This window comes from Paenibacillus harenae DSM 16969 (assembly GCF_000422465.1).
GTDB lineage: Bacteria > Bacillota > Bacilli > Paenibacillales > Paenibacillaceae > Pristimantibacillus > Pristimantibacillus harenae.
The window spans coordinates 135,689-156,035 of the sequence record NZ_AULV01000014.1 but is presented as its reverse complement, the minus strand read 5'-3'; the positions used below and the strand labels follow the sequence as shown (position 1 = coordinate 156,035).

Genomic DNA, 20,347 nt, shown 5'->3' with positions numbered 1-20,347 from the left:
GTTTTTTTGCATGTGTATATATTGCTATAATGGAATATTAAGCTGTACAACCTACACTGAATAAGGAGCAATTTGAATGAATAAAATGCGTAAATCGGCAATGCTGTTGCTAGCTATGATGACGTGTTGGACGTTAGCGGCTTGTTCCGGGAACAACGGCACATCGAGCAATGGCAGTGCCGAGGATCATACGAACTCCAACGCCAATCTTATGGAGTCAGATGCTTCTCAAAAGAAGCGTTCTCCGGATGAGCCTGCCTGGAAGCTGGATACGACACCGATTACGTTTGACTGGTATATCAATTTCGATTGGTTCAACAGCAAGTGGGGAGGCAACGTCGTTTCCGATTATATAACGAAGAAGACGGGCGTCAGCTTGAACTTTATTGTGCCTGCTGGCGAGGCCAGCGAGAAGCTCAATACGATGATGGCGGCAAGGTCGCTCCCTGACTTCATCACGCTGGGCTGGTACGAGGAAGCCGTGCAGAAGATGATTAAGGGAGATATGATGCTTCCATTGAATGAGCTGGCGGATCAGTATGATCCTTATTTCTTTAAAGTCGCAGACCCCGCGAAGCTTAGCTGGTATACACAGGCTGACGGCAATGTGTATGGCTACCCGAATGCATCTTCATCCCCTGCGGATTATCGAAAATATGGTCAGTTTTTTACGTCTAACCAGAGCTTTGTTGTTCGGAAAGACATGTATGAAGCACTTGGGAAACCGGATATGAGCACGCCGGAAGGGTTTCTCGGCGCGCTGAAGGCTGCGAAGGAGAAGTTTCCGGAAGTGGACGGCCAGCCGCTCATTCCGATCGGCCTGCATGAATTTACGGAAACCGGCAACTATTCGCTGGATGCGTATCTTCAGAACTTCCTAGCCATTCCGCAGCAGAAAAACGGCAAACTGTACGACCGTCGAAGCGATCCAACCTATCTGAAATGGCTGAAGGTGTTCCGCCAAGCGAATGAGGACGGATTGATGCCGACAGATGTCTATCTTGATGAAAAACGACTGGAAAAGGATGAAAAAATATCGCAAGGGCGCTATTTTGCCATGCTGTATCAGTGGTCTGATTTTACTGAAATTAACCAAGCGTTGTATCAGAAGGACCCGAATAAGGTGTATATCGCGATTGATGGTCCGGCGAATGATGCGCATGATGCGCCAACACTTGCAGGAAATGGCATCTCCGGTTGGACGGTGACGCTCATCTCGAAGAACGTCAAGGATAAGAAGCGGGCAATTGCCTTCCTTAGCTATTTGCTCAGCGAAGAGGGAAACAAGGATCTACACTTAGGAGAGAAGGGCGTTACCTACGATACGATAGACGGCAAAGATCAGTTCCTGCCGGAGGTCTTGCATCTGCTCAACTCCGACCGCCAAGCGTTCGATAGCAAATATGGCGGTTCTTATATGTACTGGATGCTAATGGATACGAACATGAAACTAGCATGGATGACGGGGATGGATGCAGAGCCTGCCAAACAAATTGCCGATTGGACGAAGGGCAAGGCGATCAGCATGAGCGAGTTCGACATTCTGGATCCGGACCCGACAACGAAGGAAGGTATTGCGGAAGATCAACACGTGCGGCTCTGGGCCAAGACGCTGCCGAAGCTTCTGATGTCCAAGTCGGATGCTGAATTCGACCAACTGTTCGCCGAATTCATGAACAGCATTACCGAGGATCCCGAATATGAAGCCATCGTAGCCAGCCGCCAAGCAGCCTATGAACGAAATGTACAGAAGCTGAAGGCGTCGCTCAATCAATAGTTCTATAGAGGAAGCAGTAGGATGTGAAGCAGGAGATGGGATTCGCTGCAATCCGTCGGTTATTGGGGATAAGTGCATTTACGTTTAAACTTTCGCTTCAAGTTAAACTGATTCTGTCATTTGTGTTCGTTATCATCATACCGGTTGTTCTATTCTCCTGGTATACGCTCAATGAAGAGTCCGCTAAGGCAATGAGAGAATTGACGAAGAACAACGAGAATGCGCTGGCGGTCGAGAAGACGAACATTGAGAATAACATGGAGCTGATGGGATGGACCGGTCAGCTTGCGTTATCCAATCGGGAAATGAATAATTATTTGCAAATTGAACAAATTCAGGATGCAGCGCGTGTTCTTCATATTAAGTATAATGTGGTCAACAGCTTTCAATATTTTTTGTTCAACAATCCACGAATTGCGAATGTCCGGTTGTTCACAGACAACCCTTATGTGAATGAGATTTGGCCAGTCATCCTGCAGGAATCACGTATTCAGGACAAGCCCTGGCATGATGAGGTGATGAAGCAGAGCGGTTTGCCCTGGTGGGAGATACAGGAGAACGTCGCCCTCACCGGTGCGCCATCCGAAGTATCGCCGGAAGAGCCTTTCATGACGTACTTGCAGGAATTCAAATATGCGGACAACGCAACACATAACGGGATTCTAGAGATAACGATGAAGCTGTCGAATTTCTTCTCCCAAACGTTCAGTAGTGTGCAGGACATGAACTCCCAGCTTATCGTAGTAGCCAGGAGCGGACAGGTATTCAGCTTGAAGGCTTCACCTGTGTTCGAGCAGCACAGCGCGGAGCAATTGATGAACAGCGTGAATCTGACGTGCAATACAGATTGCGAGACGGTACAGTTTAAGATTGATGGTCAATCCTACTTGGCATCTCAGATCTACATTCCATCGATCGACGTACACCTGATCAGTATGGTTAGTCTTGCGGACACGTTGGAAGGCATTCAACATTCGAGAGTTCGTTATATTTTACTCATTTCGTTACTGGCAGCATTTCTCGTACTGCTGTCTTACTCGATGCAGGCGATGATTTTGCGCAGGCTTAAGGCGTTAAGAGAATCGATGAAACAGGTAAGAAGCGGTAACTTCGATGTCGAGCTGCCGCCGATTACCGGCACCGATGAGGTAGGAGAGCTGGGCTTGCATTACCGCAAGCTCATTCTGAAGATTAACGAGCTCATTCAAGAGCAGGCAGCTAGGCAGGCGGCAGGCAAAGAAGCTGAGCTTCGGGCGCTGAAGAACCAGATCGATTCCCACTTCCTCTACAATACGCTGGAGAACGTCAAGATGCTGGCGGAGATCGAAGGGCAGTTCCTTATATCGGACATAATGACCTCGCTAGGGGGTATAATGCGGTATTCGATGGAATGGAATCGGGATCACGTGATGCTTAGCGATGAGATTAAGCAGGTCCAGCATTATGTAGCCGTCATGAACATCCGTTATGATGGAAGACTTGATCTCCGATTGTCGATTGCACCGGAATGCCTCAAGCAGGAATCGCTCAAAATGTCACTGCAGCCCGCAGTTGAGAATGCAATCAAGCATGGGATGAGCCGCATGCATTCCAGTGACGGAAATCTTGTCATTACGATCTCTGCCGTCCGTCGTGATCAAGCTTGTGTCATAGAGATTACTGACAACGGCTGTGGCATACCGCAAGAGAAGCTGGGCTTATTGAATCGAATGCTCCGAATGGAAGAGTTCGCTTACCAGAATGTCCGGCAATTATTCGTTCGCAAAAATAATCAGGACAGCAATGGAATCGGTCTGCGTAATGTGGACCAACGCCTCGTGATGAGCTATGGGACAGAATATGGGATTCAGATCGAGAGTCAGGAAGGAAGCTATACACGCATAATGATGACTTTGCCGTATCGGGTCATGGAAGGGGGATTAGACATCTATGATTAGCTTGCTGATCGTCGACGACGAGAAGATCATTCGGAGGGGCTTGCAATCGGTAATTGAGAGACAGTTTCCTCATCTGTTCAACTACCGATTTGCCGAGAATGGACAAGAGGCGCTGGAGCTGCTTCGCCTGGAGCCTGCGGATATTATGTTCACAGATATCCGAATGCCAATTATGGATGGGATCGAACTTCTCGAGCAGCTGCAAAGTCATCCGGTTAAACCCGAGGTTGTATTGTTGTCTGGCTATAATGAGTTCGCATATGCGCAGAAAGCGATTCGCTATGCTGTGAAGGATTATCTCGTGAAGCCTGTGATGCGGGACGAGTTGTTCGCCGTTCTGGGGCAATTAATGCGGGACATAAGGATGAGAGAAGAGCGGGCAGACAAGGCGGGTGAAGATGCCGGCCTTGTTGCTGCCGAGCTAGTTACCCAGCATTTGACCCAGAAGGATCTGGGTGATGCGATATCACAGAACAAGCTGAAGCAGGCCGGTTATAGCTGGTTGGATGCTGGATATACACTGGGCTTGCTTACGCGAAGCGGTGGAGGATCACAGCCTAGCAGTACGGATGCTGCTGCTTTCAGGAATCAAATCGCTGAGCTGTTACAAGGGCATATGGATTGGATGCTCACGCGTGATGGTGAGGGCGGAACGATTATGATCGCGCGCGATCCGGTCTTGTTCTACCAGTTGGCGGAACGGTGGAGGTTGAGTGTATATGAGTCGCAGCTGCGAATCGCGATTAGCGAGTCTGTTCAAGGGATAGAGCAGATAAGGAGGGCATACAGCCAAGCGAAGCAAACCTTGAAATACAGTATTGTGCTTCCTGAACTTGATGTGCTGGACTACACCAGCATAAGTGAGCGCAATGAGCAGTATGTCGTTCCTGTTGAGTTAATTCAACGATTATCGAATCTGATGGGAATGGGACGCGGGAATGAAATGAAGCAGCTTCTCGATCAAATTCTAGATGCTCGTATCATTAGCAGCTGTGAAATCGGCTACCTGGAACGGATCAGCCAGCTGCTCAATGAAGAGCTGTTCGACATGGTGTTCCGCATCTACGGAAATAGAGTGCTTGGCCTATTAAGTAGATACGCCTATGTTGGCCATATCGGGAATTTCGATCGATATGAACATTATTATGCAGCTGTTGAGCAGCTTCTCGTTAGTCTGGATCGGTTCATCCAAGATCGGAAGGAGCAAGCGCCGTCTACGGATCAAAATACGATGCAAAAAGTTCTCGCCTACTTGCAGACGCATTATGCGGACGATTTGAACATGGCGGTCGTGTCTAACCATTTTTCACTCAATTACTCGTATTTCAGCCATGCCTTCCAAGAATATTGCGGTGAGAGTTTCTCGAACTATGTTCGCCGGTTAAGGCTGGACAAGGCGAAGAAGCTGCTGGTGCACTCCGATTTGAAGGTGTACGAAATCAGTGATCAGGTTGGATTCGAAAATGTGAAGCATTTTATGAAAATATTCAAGGAAACCGAAGGCATCACAGCGCTGGAATTCCGAAGCCAGCGAAGGCTGTTTGAAACCCAAGTATGGTCTTCCAGACTTAATACGGACAATGACGGAATACGATAACTCAAGCGAAGCTTAAGGCAGCTGGCCAGAACGGTCGCGGATCCCGGGAAGGAGAAGCTATACAGGGGGATGTCGCCGCCTCCTTGAGCAAAATGTAAAAACCGTTTCTTTGGTAAAGGGGTGATTCCATTTACCAAGAAACGGTTTCTTTTCGTTTTTCGGAACGTTAAAGTACAATATTACTCATGATTCACGTCTGTTTGGCTCGAATGATTAAACAATCCGTTAAGAATTTTAAGATCATTTCCAAGCTCCTCTAAGGTCTTGGTCTCCACTGTTTGCAGCAATTGCGATCCGGACATATCCGTGTCCAAATTTTGCAGCTGTTTCGACCAAATTTCCTCCGCCTTTACCGCAAGTGGCGAAGACCGGTAATTTCTAACGCCGGAATGCCATTTCCAGCTGGTAAGACTTTCTCTGTAAGGCCCCTCTATCTCCATCGACAATTGAACATACTCCCATGCTGAGGTTTTATTCGGGCTTGCTTTCATGATCGAGAAAAAGGATCCTCCATGAACCCAATAGGCGTTAAATGGGGGGCGAGTGAACTTCCATTGCTCGTAATGATCAGGATCCCACTGTTTGATGAGGTCCCAGCCCCATTCTCCCATATATAGCATAACCAACTTACTATCTCTAATGGCTTGTTGACCTTTATCATCCCACATATTCCAGTTCGAAACCAAACCCTTGCGCTCCATATCAATCATAAGTGAGGCATACGGCACTAAATCCGCGGTGTTTCTCGCGTAATTTCCATGATGGTCGAAATAGCCGTATCCAGCCGCAGCCATATTGAGCACATCATGCGTATAACCAATTACCCCAATGCCATGAGACTTAAGAGTCTCGGCAAGCAGAATCCAATTTTTGGGGTGCTCCATATACTCTCCGAGCTCTTCGGGATCTGAAGGAAAGCCGTATTCCTCCAGTATGTCGGCTCGATAGAACGTCCCTGCCATTGGAAAATCTTTCGGGATCGCAATAAGCGATTGACCGTCAATGGATTGAAATGGCGTCAGTGTCAAACGATTAAACCACTTTTTCTGAATAAGTCCCCCCGCATGATAGGGCTCTATACCGACATCTTCAAATAAGTCGAATCCGCTTAGAACGTTCAGAAGTTCGTTCCCGGCTATGACCAGATCGGGGGCAGGCGTTGTGCCCAGCTTTTGAAGAAAAGCATCCCCTGTAGCGTAGTCCCAAAGTACTGCTCGACCAGGGAATTTTTTTTGATATTCGTCAATGATCCAACTTTGATTCTCCATTGTTGCCAGTATCCGCAGTGTATCCCCCGTATCGGAATCTTGACTTGAATCCGCCTTGGGAACTGGCGAAGTGAATGAATCCTCGGGTGGAGAGTCAATGGAACAACCGGCTAAGACCACACCTAGCAGAAAACAAAGTATGATCGTAAACGATTGAAGCCTGGCATTAGTAATCACGTTCCCTCCCCCTTCCTGTTCCCTCCCGTGGGCACAACTCCCTTGTAAGCTGTGAAGCGCTCATTGGTTTCCCAAAGTAATAGCCTTGGAGCAAGTAACATCCGGCATCAATGAGAAGCCGTGCCTCCTCTTCATGCTCGATGCCCTCTCCTATGACCTGCCAGCCTTGTTCATTTGCAAGGTTAATCATATGACGAATGATGCTGACGGACCTGTTTTTGTGTGACAACCGTTGAATAAATAATCGGTCCAGCTTGATACCATGGATGGGCAGGAGATCGATTATGGCTAAGGACGAATAACCCTTCCCGAAATCATCAACCCATGCTCGAACTCCAAGATTACGCAAATCGTGGAGAGAAGCGGCAACGAGTTCAAGGTCTTCGGAAAATGCCTCTTCCGTTACCTCAATTTCTAACAGGTCTGCAGCGAAGCCTGTCTCATTTAATATATTTTCTATCATTTCTGCGGTTTCGCGTTGCGCTAACTGGTTTTTGGATAAATTAACGCTTATCTTTAGCCTGCGTTGGGTTTCATCAGACCATCGTTTCCCTTGTATACAAGCTTCGCGAATCACATATTCAGATAGAATACCCATCATATTTTTTTGTTCAGCAATCGGGATAAAATCACTTGGCGGTATGAGTCCCCTAATCGGATGCGGCCATCTCGCCAAGGCTTCCACTCTAACAATGTCACCTGTCCGATTATCTAAGATAGGCTGGTAATGCAAGGTGAGCCGGTTGTTTTCCAGCGTCGACTGGAGTTCGTGCGCAATATCCCAATTGTCCGTCACTAATTGCTTTGCTATATCTTCATAGAAAACAAAGGAATGGTCATTCCGCTCTTTGGCGATATACATGGCCATATCTGCGTGTTTAATCACGGTTTCCGCATCCAATCCATCGTCTGGAGTCATGCTTATTCCGATTGACCCGCCGATATTGACCTCTTGACGACTAATAATGAACGGAATCCGAAGTTGTTCGCTAATGTGCAACGCCAGTTCCAGAGTTTCGGACTTACTCGTATCGCGATATACAATAACGAATTCATCTCCGCCCAGTCTCGCAGCAAAAGCCTTGCTTCCGGAAGCCTTCTTCAAACGGTCGGCTACTTGCACAAGCAATTCGTCTCCAGCCCCATGTCCAAGCTTATCATTGATAGGCTTAAATCGATCAAGATCAATAAACATAAAGGCAACGCTCTGTTTCAGGGCTGAACTTTCCTCAAGAACGTGTTGGGTGAATTCATTAAAATGTCTCCGATTGGCAAGTCCGGTTAAGGTATCGTAATTAGCATGATGGTTGGATTCCTTTAGAATTTGCTTTAATTGCTCAGCAACAAATGAGAAGTTCTGAATCAAAGTATAAATTTCCTCAATGTGTGAATCGAACCATTCCGTTGATTTAGTGGTCCTTATTTGCTGCGGCAAATCCGTTGTGATTTTGGCCAACAGTCTGATGGATCGAATCACGAAACGATGCAAAAAAAGGGCAAGAGAGCCAATCACCATAACCATATACAATACGTTTATCGACTGCGATAGATAATAATTGACGACTTCTTCGGCGTATTTAACTGTAGAAAAACGCAATAAGAGGGTAGAATCGTCGACATTAAGCTTATAAACGTAAGCCGTCTCCCTTAATTTTTCGCCAGGGGAATTAGTAAATGTGTTTACGGGCTCCCATTTATGCAAATTTCCAGTTATATGAGTCCAATGTCCCGGTCCGATCCAATGTAGAGTCGAGTCTTCATTGTTGAAATGAAATGATCTTATGAATTCTCCATTGCCGTCATAATAGACTGCCTGATTCACAGCAAAGCCTGATGAGTTCCTTATCAATTCTTGCAGATGCCCAAGCTGCACCCAGCTTCGAAGAGCCAACGCTTGGACTTGTCCGCCTGTCCATTGCTTATAAGACTCCAGGATTGAATTTGCTGTCGAAGCAGCTTGTGTCCCTAAATCGGAAATCATAGTTCGCTCAGCGTTGTGACCTGTATTAAGAATAAATAAAAAGGAAGATCCGATAATACTAAAGACTGTCAAATCTATCAGCATGCGGGATAATCGGATTCTCCCTGTGCTTTTTGGCCTTGTGTAGGGAATATAAGTCGAGGCCACGTCAACCAATAACGCATTAAACAAAGCATTAATAAAGAGGACGGCCACAATTAGAATCAAATAGAAATTGAGATGCAGTCCTTGTGATAGGCCTGCCAACAGAATGTACGGACCGCCAATTACGATCCAAAACAATAGGGTGGGTAATAATATTCTCCTCTTTTTTTTCAATGTCCAGAGAGATGCGGCTATTAGCTCCAATAGCGATAAAATCGCCAAGTGCATCGATTCATGCAGAATAGCGACAGCCAATAGTTGAACAGTAACTGCCAAGCCGACAGCCTTTTTCCAACCGAATATTCTAAGCGCAATAAAAGTGAAAATACTCGTGAAATAGAGTTCCATTCCTAGAACCAACTTGAAGGGGTAACTCAAACATGCCAAAGAGAATAAACCGAGCAATGTCAGTCCAACAATTGTATAGATATGCTGTTTAATATTCGCCATTAAACTCCGCATTACATGTTCGCAGCCTCCCAGGATCTGATAACCAATGGTACTCATCAGCAAATGAGTATATATTATATATCGGTTTCAAAAACGAAGGCTTAAAGAGAAAGCTTAAATACAATATTATTCATATCGTAATGGAGGACATCATGAATACAGGAGGTTATAATAGGATATACGAATAAAGGATAGACAGTAGAAGAGGAGTGAATGGATATGATACAAATAACGATTCCAACACCGGATGTCATCATACACAAACAGAAAGAGCCTGAGTTAAGCCATATTTACGGGTTTACGGACTTTCACCTCATTTCAAGAGAAAAAGGGGGGATTTTTATGTTTTACAATGATCGGGATGAACTTCTGTTCGTTGGCAAAGCACGAAAGCTGAGACCCAGAATCAAAAAACATTTTGAAGATACGGTATCCATTATGAAAAATTACAGGGGCGAAGTCACCAAAATCGAGGTTTGTATCGTCGAGGACCCCGTCCATAGAGAAATTTATGAAACCTATATGATTAACGAATTCAAAGCCAAATACAATGTAGATAAGGTGTTTTACAAATAAGGGGATAAGGTTTAAATGACAGGTATCAATAAACAACGTTACCGCTTTAGTGAAGCGCCGATATGGAATATTCAGCGGAAATATTATGAAGAAGAAGGATTGAAGGCTTGGAACAACGATCAAGTTCCTCAATATATAACGTGCAATCCATTGATCGCTGCGGCATATGCAGAAATGATATTCGGGTTTCTTCAAGATCGGGCAAATAAGGAAGATCGCGCAGACCCTGTCCAAATTGTGGAGCTTGGGGCGGGAGCAGGGCGTTTTGCTTTCCATGTATTACACGAATTATGTCGGTTGATAGACTACGCGGGGATAGCGTTACCTTCGTTTCGATATATCATGACGGATTTGGCGATGAACAATGTTTTGGCCTGGAAGGAGCATCCGGCTCTACAATCGTTTATTGCCAAGGGAATACTCGATTTTGCGCGATTCGATGCCGTTCAAGATACGGTTCTGCATTTGATTGTGTCGGACGCCGCCATTCGTGAAGGAAATTTAAAACAACTTTTAATCATTGTGGCGAACTACTTTTTTGATAGTATTCCGCAAGAGCTGCTTTATGTGGATGAAGGTCAAATTTATGAAGCGGATGTTTTCATCGAATATCCTGAACGTAAGGATTCACTTAAACCGTCAGAAATACTTGATCAAATATCTTGCAATACGAGTATCGGCGGGCGCCGGAGTACGAGCAAAAAAGTTATCCTTATCGCGATGTCATAGCTGCTTATCAGGAACAATTGGAAGATTCGCATATTTTATTTCCGGTCGCCGGATTAACTTGTTTAGATCGATTGAATCAATTGTCCCAAGCGGGATTTCTATTGCTGACAGCAGACAAAGGGGATCACTTGCTTGAAAACTGGAAATTCGCTGATCCGCCGGAGTTAATCCTTCATGGAAGTTTCTCTTTAACGGCAAACTACCATGCGATTCGGCAAATATTGGAACAGAGGGGAGCTCTCGCGTTATTTCCCCCGCATCATTATAAAAATATCAATGTAGGTTGTATAATCAACATGGATACGCCGATGGACTGCTTCCAAACCAGATTAGCCTATCGTCGCTGTATTGAGCGCTTTGGTCCGGACGAATTTTTCAGTTTGAAGGAATGGGTAGATCCCCATGTAGATAGCATGGAATTGCAGCAAATATTAAGTTTTTGGCGTTTAGGCGGATATGACGCGGAATTTTTCTTTCAGAGTACGAAGCAGGTTTCCAGTCTGTTACCGGATGCGAATGATGAAGAAAAGCAGGATATTTTTCGGGGCATACAGCTTATGTGGTCGTCGTATTACGTCATGAATCAGCGTTATGATATCGCGCTTGAGGCCGGATTGTTACTGTTCGAGATGGAAATGTACGAGGACTCCAAACGTTTTTTGGAAATATCGATTCAAGAAGACCAAGAGGAGATAACATCCGCCGTCTATTATTGTCTAGCCATTTGTTGTTTCGAATTGGAATTAGTAGAAGATGCTTTGAGTTACACGAGAGAATTATTAAAACATGAGCCTGGCCATGAAGAAGCATTGGCGCTGGTAAAAAGATTTGAGTCCGTATAATTTCGCCATTGTAGTGTTACGGATAGCCCGAAAAATCATTATTATGCACCTCGAAAGAGGTGCTTTTTTTCGTTTACAGCAAGATTTGGAAAGTCTGCTTTACAACTAATATGTTATCTTTTGTTCATCAAAATAATAACTGAAACCGAAAGGAGGATCATAAAGGGCATGATGAGTACTGTAAGCCGATGTTATAGATCTAAATCAATAGGCAGTTTTTTGACAGGCGCATAGATGTGATAGGCCGAATCCAGATTGTGAATGTTATCAAAAACTTGAATGAGTTCGATATGTGAATGCTCCGTTTCCTGCTTGGAAATCTTCAAAAATCTTGCATAATCAGCTATGAAGACATCTCCTATGTCAAGTAGATCACCAAAATATTTGAACTTGGCACAGAAGAGCTGTGGAACATCGACGGTAAAATAAAAAGGGATATCTATCTGGATATCGTGCGGAACCCCGAACAGGGCCCTGAAGCGGGTTGAATTCGGTTGGCAGTTTGAATAGATGACATAACAGGATCCAGTTATTGTTTCATCAATGTTATCTAATAGCATTTTTGAAAGAGATCGGATTTTCGACTTGTAATCATCAACTGCCAGATCAACTTCAAAAGCGATGCCGCTCACCCTGGTTGATTCGAGCTCCGTTAGGGTGAAATCGGCGACAACATCGCCATTGATGTTTTTAATGGGTCTTTTTACCACTGAAGGTATTGGTGTTTGAGGCATGTTCATATTTTTTACTCTTAGTGAGCTTGGAGCCATACCGTATTGGCGTTTGAAAGCGCGGGTGAATGAGGATTGAGTTCCAAAGTTCAGCTGGTAGGCAATATCTGTTAGAGAAAAATTATCGTTTTGAATTAATTCTAGTGATGCATTCAATCTTCTGGATAGTATGTATTGGTTTAATGAACAACCCATCATGGCAGAAAAAAGCCGATGAAAATAAAATTTGGACATGTTGAAGGTATGGGCAACAGACTCCACGGTTAAAGGTTGCTGCAAGTTTTTCTCAATATGATCCAAAGCCAATTCAATTACTTCATGATGTTCCATAGTAACTCCTTATATCAAGTGTTTCTGAATATTTCGAAAAGGGTATAGCATTGAAAATCAGCCAACTGATTATTTCCAGGAGGTAAAGCAATGACACGAGACAGAAAGAATGGAATTTTATTAGGTATTTTTTATATCGTAGCTGCGGTCACTTCAGTCATAGCGGTTGTCTTTTATCAACCGGTACTATCAGAGCAATGGTATATGTCCGTAGCCGATGGATTTAAGACGAAGGTTTTAATCGGTGTAATCAATGATCTTTTGCTCGTACTGACGGCAGTTGGGACAGCAGTTATGCTGTTCCCTTATATTCGTCGTTGGAATGAGCACATGGCATTAGGATATCTTTGTTTTCGTTTTATGGAAGCCGTTCTTATTGCAATAGGCGTGGTGAGTATATTAGGTTTGTTGCAGCTTAGTATACATTATGAAGCAGGCAGCGTAGAAAGGGAAGAAAATCTTCTCGCTATCGGTTACATGCTGCAAGCCTTTCATCGTTGGACTTCTATGTTGGGTCCGAATTTCATGCTAGGCGTAAATACGATAATGTATAGTTATTTACTTTATAGAACAGGCTTGGTGCCGAAACGGCTAGCGCTATTCGGTATGATTACAGCTGTTTCAGTATTCATAGCCGGATTACTTGAACTGTTTGGTATTGTAGAACCTTTCTCAGCAGCAAAAGGACTCATTGCTCTGCCGGTGGGCGTTTATGAGATGAGCCTGGCAGTCTGGTTAATTGTGAAGGGGTTCCATAAGCAAAAGCTTGAAAATCGATTAGCGAATTCGTGATTTCAAATTTTAACATGAGAGAAGTTATGCTGAACATAACTTCTCAAGCGGAACTCCGGAACAACATTTTATTGTACTCGCTGTATATCTGCCTTTTCATATGCGGTCGATTTTGCGAGTCTTTCTGTATAGAGACGGATGGCAGCAGCATCATGTAATGCTGCTTCTGTCTATTCGGCAAGGCGGCTGCCCTTTGATGCCCAAACATGTGCGCTTCAAAAGAATAAATTAAAACAAGACTTGCTGTAACCATATCGGACAGTTTAATAGCGACTCGTTTGAATCCCATCATCAGATTCCAGAAAAAGTAGATAATTGCTTTCATTTTTTTATTCCTCCCTATTGATCGGATTAACTTCGTTACACCAACAACAAATCATCATTTCTGTCGTGTTATGCGGAGTTCCGGAATAACATTCTATTATTCTCGCACCAAATCTGCCATTCGGAACGCGGACTGCGTTGCGAGCTTTTCTGTACGGGGATGAATGGCTGCAGCGTCACAGTATTCTTCTGCCTATCCGGTAAGACGGATATCGGTTGCTTCTCAATCAAGTACGCTTCAAACGAATAGATTCTGCCAAGACAGGCTGGTTTAGCTTTATCGGTCTGTTTTGCCATATCGCGTTTGACTCCCATCATAAGACTCAAGATAAAGAATAAAATAGCTTCCATTCTTCCATTCCCCCCAAACTAGTATTAAGAGTTAACTAGAGTATATCAGGCATGCAACACAATTTCTGTCGAGTTATAAACCGGGTGCATAAAAATATTTAGACAAAAATCTTAGTCCGATTGTCGGCTCCTGCAGCAAGTTCGATTCCTTTCAAAAGGGAGCAAATCATAGGGGGAAACAGCTTGATTTGGTTGACTTTCAATTGTTTTACGAACGATAAACAATGACGCGCTGGACGCTGATCGCTTGAAGTGGTTTGAAGCCTTTAAAACAAAAACCGAGATCTTGATGTAATAATGTGTTGTAGCTTTATGTTGGAAAAAGTCCCGGATGCGCCAAGCATTCTCAGGAGTGTGTGCAATGTCTGCAGCGATCCTTCCTGCGGTAATAGTAGAAAATCGTAGCGGCCCCTAAGGCAATCCCCCATACCGGTATGAGCAGGAGCGGCGTAGTTGCTCCCCAATTCTGCAAATCGGCGTGCAAGGTGAAGCCCCATAACACTTGAATGCCGGTAATGGTTAACATGATGGAGACCAGTCCGGCAGGTACGATCGCGAGGGCAGGAGGGACGCGCTTCCCCGCCAGGAACGGAATCCAACGTGGAAAGATCTCACCCCACGGCATGATTAGACCGTGTGTTAGAATTGCGCCGGCAACGGATACGAAGGCAAGGCCCGCTCCCGCCCAGACCGCTCCTGAATCCTGAAGGCTTTGAAAAAATGCCGGCGTCACCCCCAGAGGTATTCCCAGCAGCCATGCTATGCGGGTGATATCGTAATAGGCAGGGGCCAGGATCGCCACATAGGCTATCCACCTTCCCCAGGCCAACGCGGAGCTCGATGCCAACCAATGGCTCGAATTGTTTTTGCGACCGCAATACCTGCAGGCGTCTCTGGTCTGGCGCTGATAGGACAGAGCGGTCGCTGCCCATAAAAAACCGCCTGCAAGGCAGACAAACTGGTTCACCACCGGCCACGTTAAGAACTCGAAATAATCTAACGGCTGCCCGAAAATGGCTCCTATGAGCGCAACGGGAGCGTAAGCCGCTGCGATGAGTGCACGGGTGTCCGGGATCGTGAAGCAGAGAACCGCTGCGGCACTCCAAGCATATAGGAGGAGAATCGTCCGGATAAAACCCCGGGCTTTGAACTTGCCCATCAAGAGAGCGATCACACCAAGAAAGCATACGATAGCGATGACGGGTCCTGCGGTCCCGGCTGTCATAAGTCTGGAAAAGGAGGGTCCCGCATTCGGATCGTTCAACAGCCCAAATGGAAAACCCATTCCTCCGAGCGACCAGTATACGCCCAGCGCACCGTAAATAACCGACCACAAGATCGCTGCGTAGCGGGTCCATTCCGGCCAATGTCTCCACCAGCGAAGCGGCGGAGCTTTCGGAATATTCGTTCCTGCATGCGTCACATCAATACGTTGTTTGAGAGCCATAATTGTTCATCCCCTTTGAATTAGATAAGCAGAGCATTATTTTGTGAAATATTTCACTAGCACCCCGTCACCCACCGTACGATTTACGTCGGGAGCTTCCGTTTCAGCGCGCTATGTTACCGCTGGAAGGTACCTTGTTTCTCGTTCTGACGAAGTAACACAAAGCGGCCATACTGATCGTAACGCCCCAAGCGAAGAAGCCGCCGTATACCGGAACGAGCACCCAGGGATGGAATTCCGGGCTATCGGACATACGGATGTCACCCGTAAACAGTTTATTTAACGTTACAAAACAAACCGTAATGAACAATAAACCGCCCAAACCTGCTGGGGGGAGCAGAATCCAGCGCGGAATTTTCTGTCCCCACCTCTGAACCAAAGCAAGCGCAAGCAGTGAGGCGATCAGCGCGAGTATTGCGGTTGGATCGATTCCGATAGCGTACAGTGTTTTGCTGAACGGATCGGCATTGCTCCGGATGGAGGCATGGAGCTGCTCAATGCCTTGCCCGGTAGCCAGAACGGCGAATCCGTTCGCCCAAAGAGTTTTTAAAATCAGGTAGGGGATAAGCGCGATTGACGCGGCATACCCCCATTTTCTCGAAAACCACCAAGCCTGATTTATCATTAATGAACATCCTCCTTCCTAACGTCGTTACCGTTATTATAGAGAACGCAGGTAAACATGAGGTAAACGGAAGCTCAACTTCACCTTAACTTTGCGCTGCTTGCAGCCTGATGGACAGGGAGGTTCCTTCACCTGGCTTGCTGGCGACGATGAATTGCCCGCCATGGGCTTCAATAAGCTGCTTGGCAATGGACAGTCCCAGGCCGGAACGGCCGGAAGATGTTATTTCTGCAGTATTCTTAACCAGCGTCTCGCTGAAGCCGATCCCGTTATCTTCGATGCGGATCTCCGTCATCCCGTCCTGAAGCAGTGCAACCCGAACAGTGATCTTGGTGCCTTCCGGATTATGGACGACGGCATTGACGAGCAAATTGCGGATAGCGCGCATCATTAGCTTCGGGTCGCAGGATACCGGGATAGGGTACGGCTCCGAATCCATTCGAAAATGATAACCGTTCGCCCATGGAGCGCTGCTGACGTCCGCTACTGCACGGCGTACGAACTCAACGATATCCGCTGTCTCGGGTAAGAGAGGGATGTGCCCCTGAATGTTTTCATTAAGGTCTTGTACAAGTTCCTGAAGATGGGCGGCTTTCTGCTGAATGACGGAGAGGAATTCTCTCTTTTCCGCTTCGCTCCATTGGTACTCCGGATTGGTGAGCATGGCGGAATAACCGGATATATAGGTTAACGGCGTTTTTAAGTCGTGTGATATGCCGCGAATCCACACTTGTTTCATTTGTTCCGACTCTCGAAGCGCCTTCTCGTTGTTTTGAAGCGTGCCCGCCAGCATCTGTATATGCTCGAACAGCTCCTTGTAAACGGCGTATGGAAACTTTAACGATCCTCTTTTGCGGGAGTGGATTTCGGCCCAGCGCCTCGGAAAATCATATTGGCCGTTTGCCAGACATTTGATCCAAGACATAAAGAAATAAACCGGCTTCCATAGATACCAGCCAATAAGGAGCAGGGTGAGAAGAAATAGGACGGTGAATAAAATCAAAACAAAGCTCTCATAATGACCGGTGCTATTTCCGGACTGGATCATTCCCGGCCAGAAAATCCAGGCCACCACGATCACGATCACTTGTATGCAAACAAACAGGAAAAAGAAAGCCATCAGCAGCTGCAGCGCCATACGAAACATAAAATTCAAGTTTTTAACCTCCTGAGGACGGAACGAACTTGTACCCGATCCCTCTTAGCGTCACGATGAGCTTCGGGTCGGACGGATCGGCCTCCAGCTTCTTTCGTAGTCTGGAGATGTGGATCACGACCGTTTTCTCATCACCTTCTACCATAGCGCCCCATACCTGCTCATATAATTGTTGGGCGGTGAACACACGGTTCGGATGCTTGCAAAAATAGAGCAGCAGTTCAAGCTCTTTCGCCGGACAAGGTACCTCAACGCGGTTGACGATAAGCTGTCCGCTCGTCCGGTTAACCGTAAACGTATCGTACCGGTACAGCTCCTCGGCGCTCACGGCATCGGACACATAACGGGAGCTCCTTCTCAAATGGGCTTGAATCCGCGCCACCACTTCCATCGGGTTGAATGGTTTCGTTACATAGTCGTCCCCGCCCAAATACAATCCTTGCAGCTTATCCATATCGCTGGAACGGGCGGTAAGGAACAGAATCGGCGTCGTTACGGTTTTGCGCAGCTCCGTACACAAGGAAAACCCGTCCATATCCGGAAGCATGACATCAAGCACGATCATATCAAAGCGTGCCGTTCGTACAGCCGTAAGCGCCGCAGCGGCGGAACCGGCTTTTGTAATCGAGGAATAGCCTACTTTGCGAAGCAGATTTTCCAGCATGATCAGAATGCCTTCCTCATCATCAACCAATAATATCGTTTCTTTCATGGTGCCGCGCTCCTTTACCGAATGGTATACGTCATCATCATAGTGGTAAAACCATGACTTAACATAGAACCTCTTCTATTAAGTATTTCCTCTCTTTTGTAACCATTATATAGGTTATCAAACTGTACCGATACACATTTGGAAATTAGCGATTGTTCCGATCTAGAGAGTTTTATGAAAACGCTTTCATGATTTTTATATGATTTTTGTGACAATTTATGGGGTGATATTATATGCATTTATTCTTATATAATCAAGATGCTCATACTTCAGTCTCCGGGAGGATATTCCAAGAAACTATTAAATAGAAAGGGGGAATTAATAGAGTCGCTATCGGATGGGAGTTCTTTAGTTGAACCCGGTTCATAAGAAACAAAAATAAGAGACGGAGGTGTTTGGCATGATGTTAAAAGTTAAGTCATTCAGCGTCTATTTGTTAACCATGGCATTGGTATGTGCAACGGTTATTTCCGGTTGGAGTCCGGTAGTATCAGCAGCAGAAACAGCTGATTTTACACAATTGAATTCTTCACAAGTTGTTTTTGAAATGGGTGCAGGATGGAATTTAGGCAACGCATTAGATGCTAATATTAACGGTGTTCCTAGCGAAACAGCTTGGGGTAATCCAGTTATCACAAAAGCGTTAATTCAAAAGGTAAAAGCAGCAGGGTTTAAATCCATTCGGATCCCTGTTACGTATATGAAAAAAATCGGTTCTATTCCGAATTACACCATTGATTCTGCGTATCTGGCCAGAGTGAAAGAAGTTGTCGATTATGCTTACAGCGAGGGCTTGTTTGTCATTCTCAATATTCACCATGACGGCTATCACTCTACAACCCCCAATACCCCGTCAGATAATTGGTTGTTGCCGAATGCAAGCGATCAAAATACGATTCGAGACAAATTTAAAAAGGTTTGGCAGCAGATTGCCAATACATTCGTCAATTATAACGAGCATTTGATCTTCGAATCAATGAACGAAGTATTCGATGGGAAGACATATAGTGGGGCACAGCCTGACCTCGCTATTTATTCAAATATTAATACGTTTAATCAAATCTTTGTGGACACCGTGAGACAAACCGGCGGAAACAATGCGGCAAGATGGCTGTTGATTCCAGGTTGGAATACGAATATTGATTACACGGCAGGCAACAATGGTTATACTGGTTTTGCGCTTCCTACGGACAATTACAGATCCTCAACGATTCCAAGTTCCGAGAAGAGAATCATGATCTCCGTTCATTATTACTCGCCCTGGGACTTCGTCGGCGAAGAATCCGGCAACATCACGCAATGGGGTGCAACGGCTACCAACGCTTCGAAGAAATCAACCTGGGGACAGGAAGATTATTTGGATGCGCAGTTGAAGTCCACGTACGATAAATTCGTAACGCAAGGATATCCCGTGGTCGTCGGTGAATATGGTTCCATCGATAAAACGGCCTTTGATTCCGCGAATAATACGTACCGTGCGGCATTTGCGAAAGCAGTAGCCTCGACGGCCAGGAAATACAGTTCCGTACCGGTTATTTGGGATAACGGAGTCAACGGCCAGTATGGTTTCGGATTGTTTAACCGTTCTACCTATGCCGTAACGCAGCAGGGTATTATTGATGCGATCATGGGTGTCATGAACACTTCTAAAATGAAAAACGTGACGACAGGGCTGTATATTGACGGCATAGGCCGTACGACCAACGGCTCCAACGCAGGTCAATGGAGCGCCAGCACCAGCAACAACCAGAAGTGGGTAATGGAATTTTACGGAAGCTACTATAAAATCAAGAATGTCGCTACAGGTTTGTATCTTGACGGTATGGGTCTTACCACAAACGGCTCCATTTGCGGGCAGTGGAGCAACAGTACCAGCAACAACCAGCGGTGGGTATTGGAGGCCTACGGAAGTAATTACAGGATAAAAAATGTTGCTGCCGGACTTTATTTGGATAGCGGCGGCAATGCTGCAAATGGCTCCGACTTGAAATTGTGGAGCAGCAATTCCAGTACCAATCTGCAGTGGCAGTTTGTTAACCCCTAATCGTAACAAAACAAACGGATGGTTACAGTAGGCCAATACAATCGTGTGACCTCATTTGAAAATAAGTTCAAGTCACACGATTCGTACAGCAGCCATACGATCACGTTAAAAGGACCGTCCGCGAGGACGGTTTTTTTTCTACGACTGAACAATTAACTATATAGACGGCACTAAATACTTATAGTTGGATGCATAGCCTGTCTACCGTCTTCATTGGTGTCTTGTTTATCTTGGCAATAAAATCTTGTACAGCTTTAAGAATGACATCGTCGTTTGGCTTTATTTATTTTCGATGTACAGAAACATAACATCCCACCTTCTGGATGGCGTCCATTTATTCAATTAACGTGAAATATA

At 45.6% G+C, this 20,347-nt stretch carries 15 protein-coding genes and 1 pseudogene; 7 read left to right on the top strand and 9 right to left on the bottom strand.

The genetic code is table 11. From position 1 onward, the window contains the following. Window positions 1-76: 76 nt before the first annotated feature. The 3 genes from H581_RS0102240 to H581_RS32780 are packed head-to-tail and all read left to right on the top strand — an operon-like array spanning window position 77 to window position 5,311. On the top strand, window positions 77-1,777 hold the full coding sequence (locus tag H581_RS0102240; RefSeq protein ID WP_028608590.1) for an extracellular solute-binding protein: 1,701 nt from the start codon (window positions 77-79) through the stop codon (window positions 1,775-1,777). Window positions 1,778-1,812: 35 nt separating this feature from the next. Continuing rightward, window positions 1,813-3,714, top strand: coding sequence for a histidine kinase (locus H581_RS0102235; protein WP_028608589.1), 1,902 nt, complete (start codon window positions 1,813-1,815; stop codon window positions 3,712-3,714). Then, window positions 3,707-5,311, top strand: coding sequence for a response regulator (locus H581_RS32780; RefSeq protein WP_051250395.1), 1,605 nt, complete (start codon window positions 3,707-3,709; stop codon window positions 5,309-5,311). The genes H581_RS0102235 and H581_RS32780 overlap by 8 nt, the downstream gene beginning before the upstream one ends. Window positions 5,312-5,490: 179 nt before the next feature. Here the strand turns inward: H581_RS32780 and H581_RS0102225 are convergent, their stop codons facing one another. Then, complete coding sequence (locus tag H581_RS0102225; protein ID WP_028608588.1) at window positions 5,491-6,756, bottom strand: ABC transporter substrate-binding protein; 1,266 nt, start codon at window positions 6,754-6,756, stop codon at window positions 5,491-5,493. After that, on the bottom strand, window positions 6,746-9,343 hold the full coding sequence (locus tag H581_RS32775) for an EAL domain-containing protein (RefSeq protein ID WP_051250394.1): 2,598 nt from the start codon (window positions 9,341-9,343) through the stop codon (window positions 6,746-6,748). The genes H581_RS0102225 and H581_RS32775 overlap by 11 nt, the downstream gene beginning before the upstream one ends. A gap of 207 nt (window positions 9,344-9,550) precedes the next feature. Here H581_RS32775 and H581_RS0102215 point away from each other — a divergent pair, with 207 nt between their 5' ends. After that, window positions 9,551-9,907, top strand: coding sequence for a nucleotide excision repair endonuclease (locus H581_RS0102215; RefSeq protein WP_028608587.1), 357 nt, complete (start codon window positions 9,551-9,553; stop codon window positions 9,905-9,907). Between the two features lie 15 nt (window positions 9,908-9,922). Then, window positions 9,923-11,478, top strand: a pseudogene (locus H581_RS32770) (tetratricopeptide repeat protein). A gap of 191 nt (window positions 11,479-11,669) precedes the next feature. Here the strand turns inward: H581_RS32770 and H581_RS0102205 are convergent. Next, a complete protein-coding gene (locus H581_RS0102205) occupies window positions 11,670-12,539 on the bottom strand; it encodes a helix-turn-helix transcriptional regulator (protein WP_028608586.1) in 870 nt (289 codons plus the stop codon). A gap of 90 nt (window positions 12,540-12,629) precedes the next feature. Here H581_RS0102205 and H581_RS0102200 point away from each other — a divergent pair, with 90 nt between their 5' ends. Next, complete coding sequence (locus H581_RS0102200) at window positions 12,630-13,331, top strand: DUF4386 domain-containing protein (protein WP_028608585.1); 702 nt, start codon at window positions 12,630-12,632, stop codon at window positions 13,329-13,331. A 43-nt stretch (window positions 13,332-13,374) separates the two neighbouring features. On the opposite strand, the gene H581_RS0102195 is transcribed toward H581_RS0102200, so the two are convergent. From H581_RS0102195 to H581_RS0102170, 6 genes are all read right to left on the bottom strand, one after another. Further along, a complete protein-coding gene (locus H581_RS0102195) occupies window positions 13,375-13,656 on the bottom strand; it encodes a hypothetical protein (RefSeq protein ID WP_028608584.1) in 282 nt (93 codons plus the stop codon). Window positions 13,657-13,724: 68 nt separating this feature from the next. Then, entirely contained in the window at window positions 13,725-14,006 is a 282-nt protein-coding gene (locus tag H581_RS0102190; protein WP_028608583.1) for a hypothetical protein, read from the bottom strand. Between the two features lie 346 nt (window positions 14,007-14,352). Beyond that, window positions 14,353-15,453, bottom strand: a complete 1,101-nt coding sequence (locus H581_RS0102185; RefSeq protein WP_051250393.1) for a hypothetical protein — start codon at window positions 15,451-15,453, stop codon at window positions 14,353-14,355. A 103-nt stretch (window positions 15,454-15,556) separates the two neighbouring features. Further along, the gene (locus tag H581_RS0102180; protein ID WP_028608581.1) at window positions 15,557-16,078 is read right to left on the bottom strand and encodes a hypothetical protein; all 522 of its coding nucleotides are present in this window, start codon (window positions 16,076-16,078) and stop codon (window positions 15,557-15,559) included. Between the two features lie 85 nt (window positions 16,079-16,163). Continuing rightward, window positions 16,164-17,225, bottom strand: a complete 1,062-nt coding sequence (locus H581_RS0102175) for a sensor histidine kinase (RefSeq protein WP_084134426.1) — start codon at window positions 17,223-17,225, stop codon at window positions 16,164-16,166. Between the two features lie 13 nt (window positions 17,226-17,238). Then, entirely contained in the window at window positions 17,239-17,946 is a 708-nt protein-coding gene (locus H581_RS0102170) for a response regulator transcription factor (RefSeq protein ID WP_028608579.1), read from the bottom strand. A gap of 400 nt (window positions 17,947-18,346) precedes the next feature. Between H581_RS0102170 and H581_RS0102165 the strand changes: the two genes are divergently transcribed. Beyond that, entirely contained in the window at window positions 18,347-19,990 is a 1,644-nt protein-coding gene (locus H581_RS0102165) for a cellulase family glycosylhydrolase (RefSeq protein WP_245599874.1), read from the top strand. The last annotated feature ends 357 nt before the right edge of the window (window positions 19,991-20,347 follow it).

Bases quoted from the DNA above. Each gene is read 5' to 3' on its own strand.
- H581_RS0102185 (WP_051250393.1), bottom strand. From the start codon at position 15,453: ATGGCTCTCAAACAACGTATTGATGTGACGCATGCAGGAACGAATATT.
- H581_RS0102170 (WP_028608579.1), bottom strand. From the start codon at position 17,946: ATGAAAGAAACGATATTATTGGTTGATGATGAGGAAGGCATTCTGATC.
- H581_RS32780 (WP_051250395.1), top strand. From the start codon at position 3,707: ATGATTAGCTTGCTGATCGTCGACGACGAGAAGATCATTCGGAGGGGC.
- H581_RS0102200 (WP_028608585.1), top strand. From the start codon at position 12,630: ATGACACGAGACAGAAAGAATGGAATTTTATTAGGTATTTTTTATATC.
- H581_RS0102175 (WP_084134426.1), bottom strand. From the start codon at position 17,225: ATGTTTCGTATGGCGCTGCAGCTGCTGATGGCTTTCTTTTTCCTGTTT.
- H581_RS0102190 (WP_028608583.1), bottom strand. From the start codon at position 14,006: ATGGAAGCTATTTTATTCTTTATCTTGAGTCTTATGATGGGAGTCAAA.
- H581_RS0102240 (WP_028608590.1), top strand. From the start codon at position 77: ATGAATAAAATGCGTAAATCGGCAATGCTGTTGCTAGCTATGATGACG.
- H581_RS0102195 (WP_028608584.1), bottom strand. From the start codon at position 13,656: ATGAAAGCAATTATCTACTTTTTCTGGAATCTGATGATGGGATTCAAA.
- H581_RS0102165 (WP_245599874.1), top strand. From the start codon at position 18,347: ATGATGTTAAAAGTTAAGTCATTCAGCGTCTATTTGTTAACCATGGCA.
- H581_RS0102180 (WP_028608581.1), bottom strand. From the start codon at position 16,078: ATGATAAATCAGGCTTGGTGGTTTTCGAGAAAATGGGGGTATGCCGCG.
- H581_RS0102235 (WP_028608589.1), top strand. From the start codon at position 1,813: ATGGGATTCGCTGCAATCCGTCGGTTATTGGGGATAAGTGCATTTACG.
- H581_RS32775 (WP_051250394.1), bottom strand. From the start codon at position 9,343: ATGCGGAGTTTAATGGCGAATATTAAACAGCATATCTATACAATTGTT.
- H581_RS0102205 (WP_028608586.1), bottom strand. From the start codon at position 12,539: ATGGAACATCATGAAGTAATTGAATTGGCTTTGGATCATATTGAGAAA.
- H581_RS0102215 (WP_028608587.1), top strand. From the start codon at position 9,551: ATGATACAAATAACGATTCCAACACCGGATGTCATCATACACAAACAG.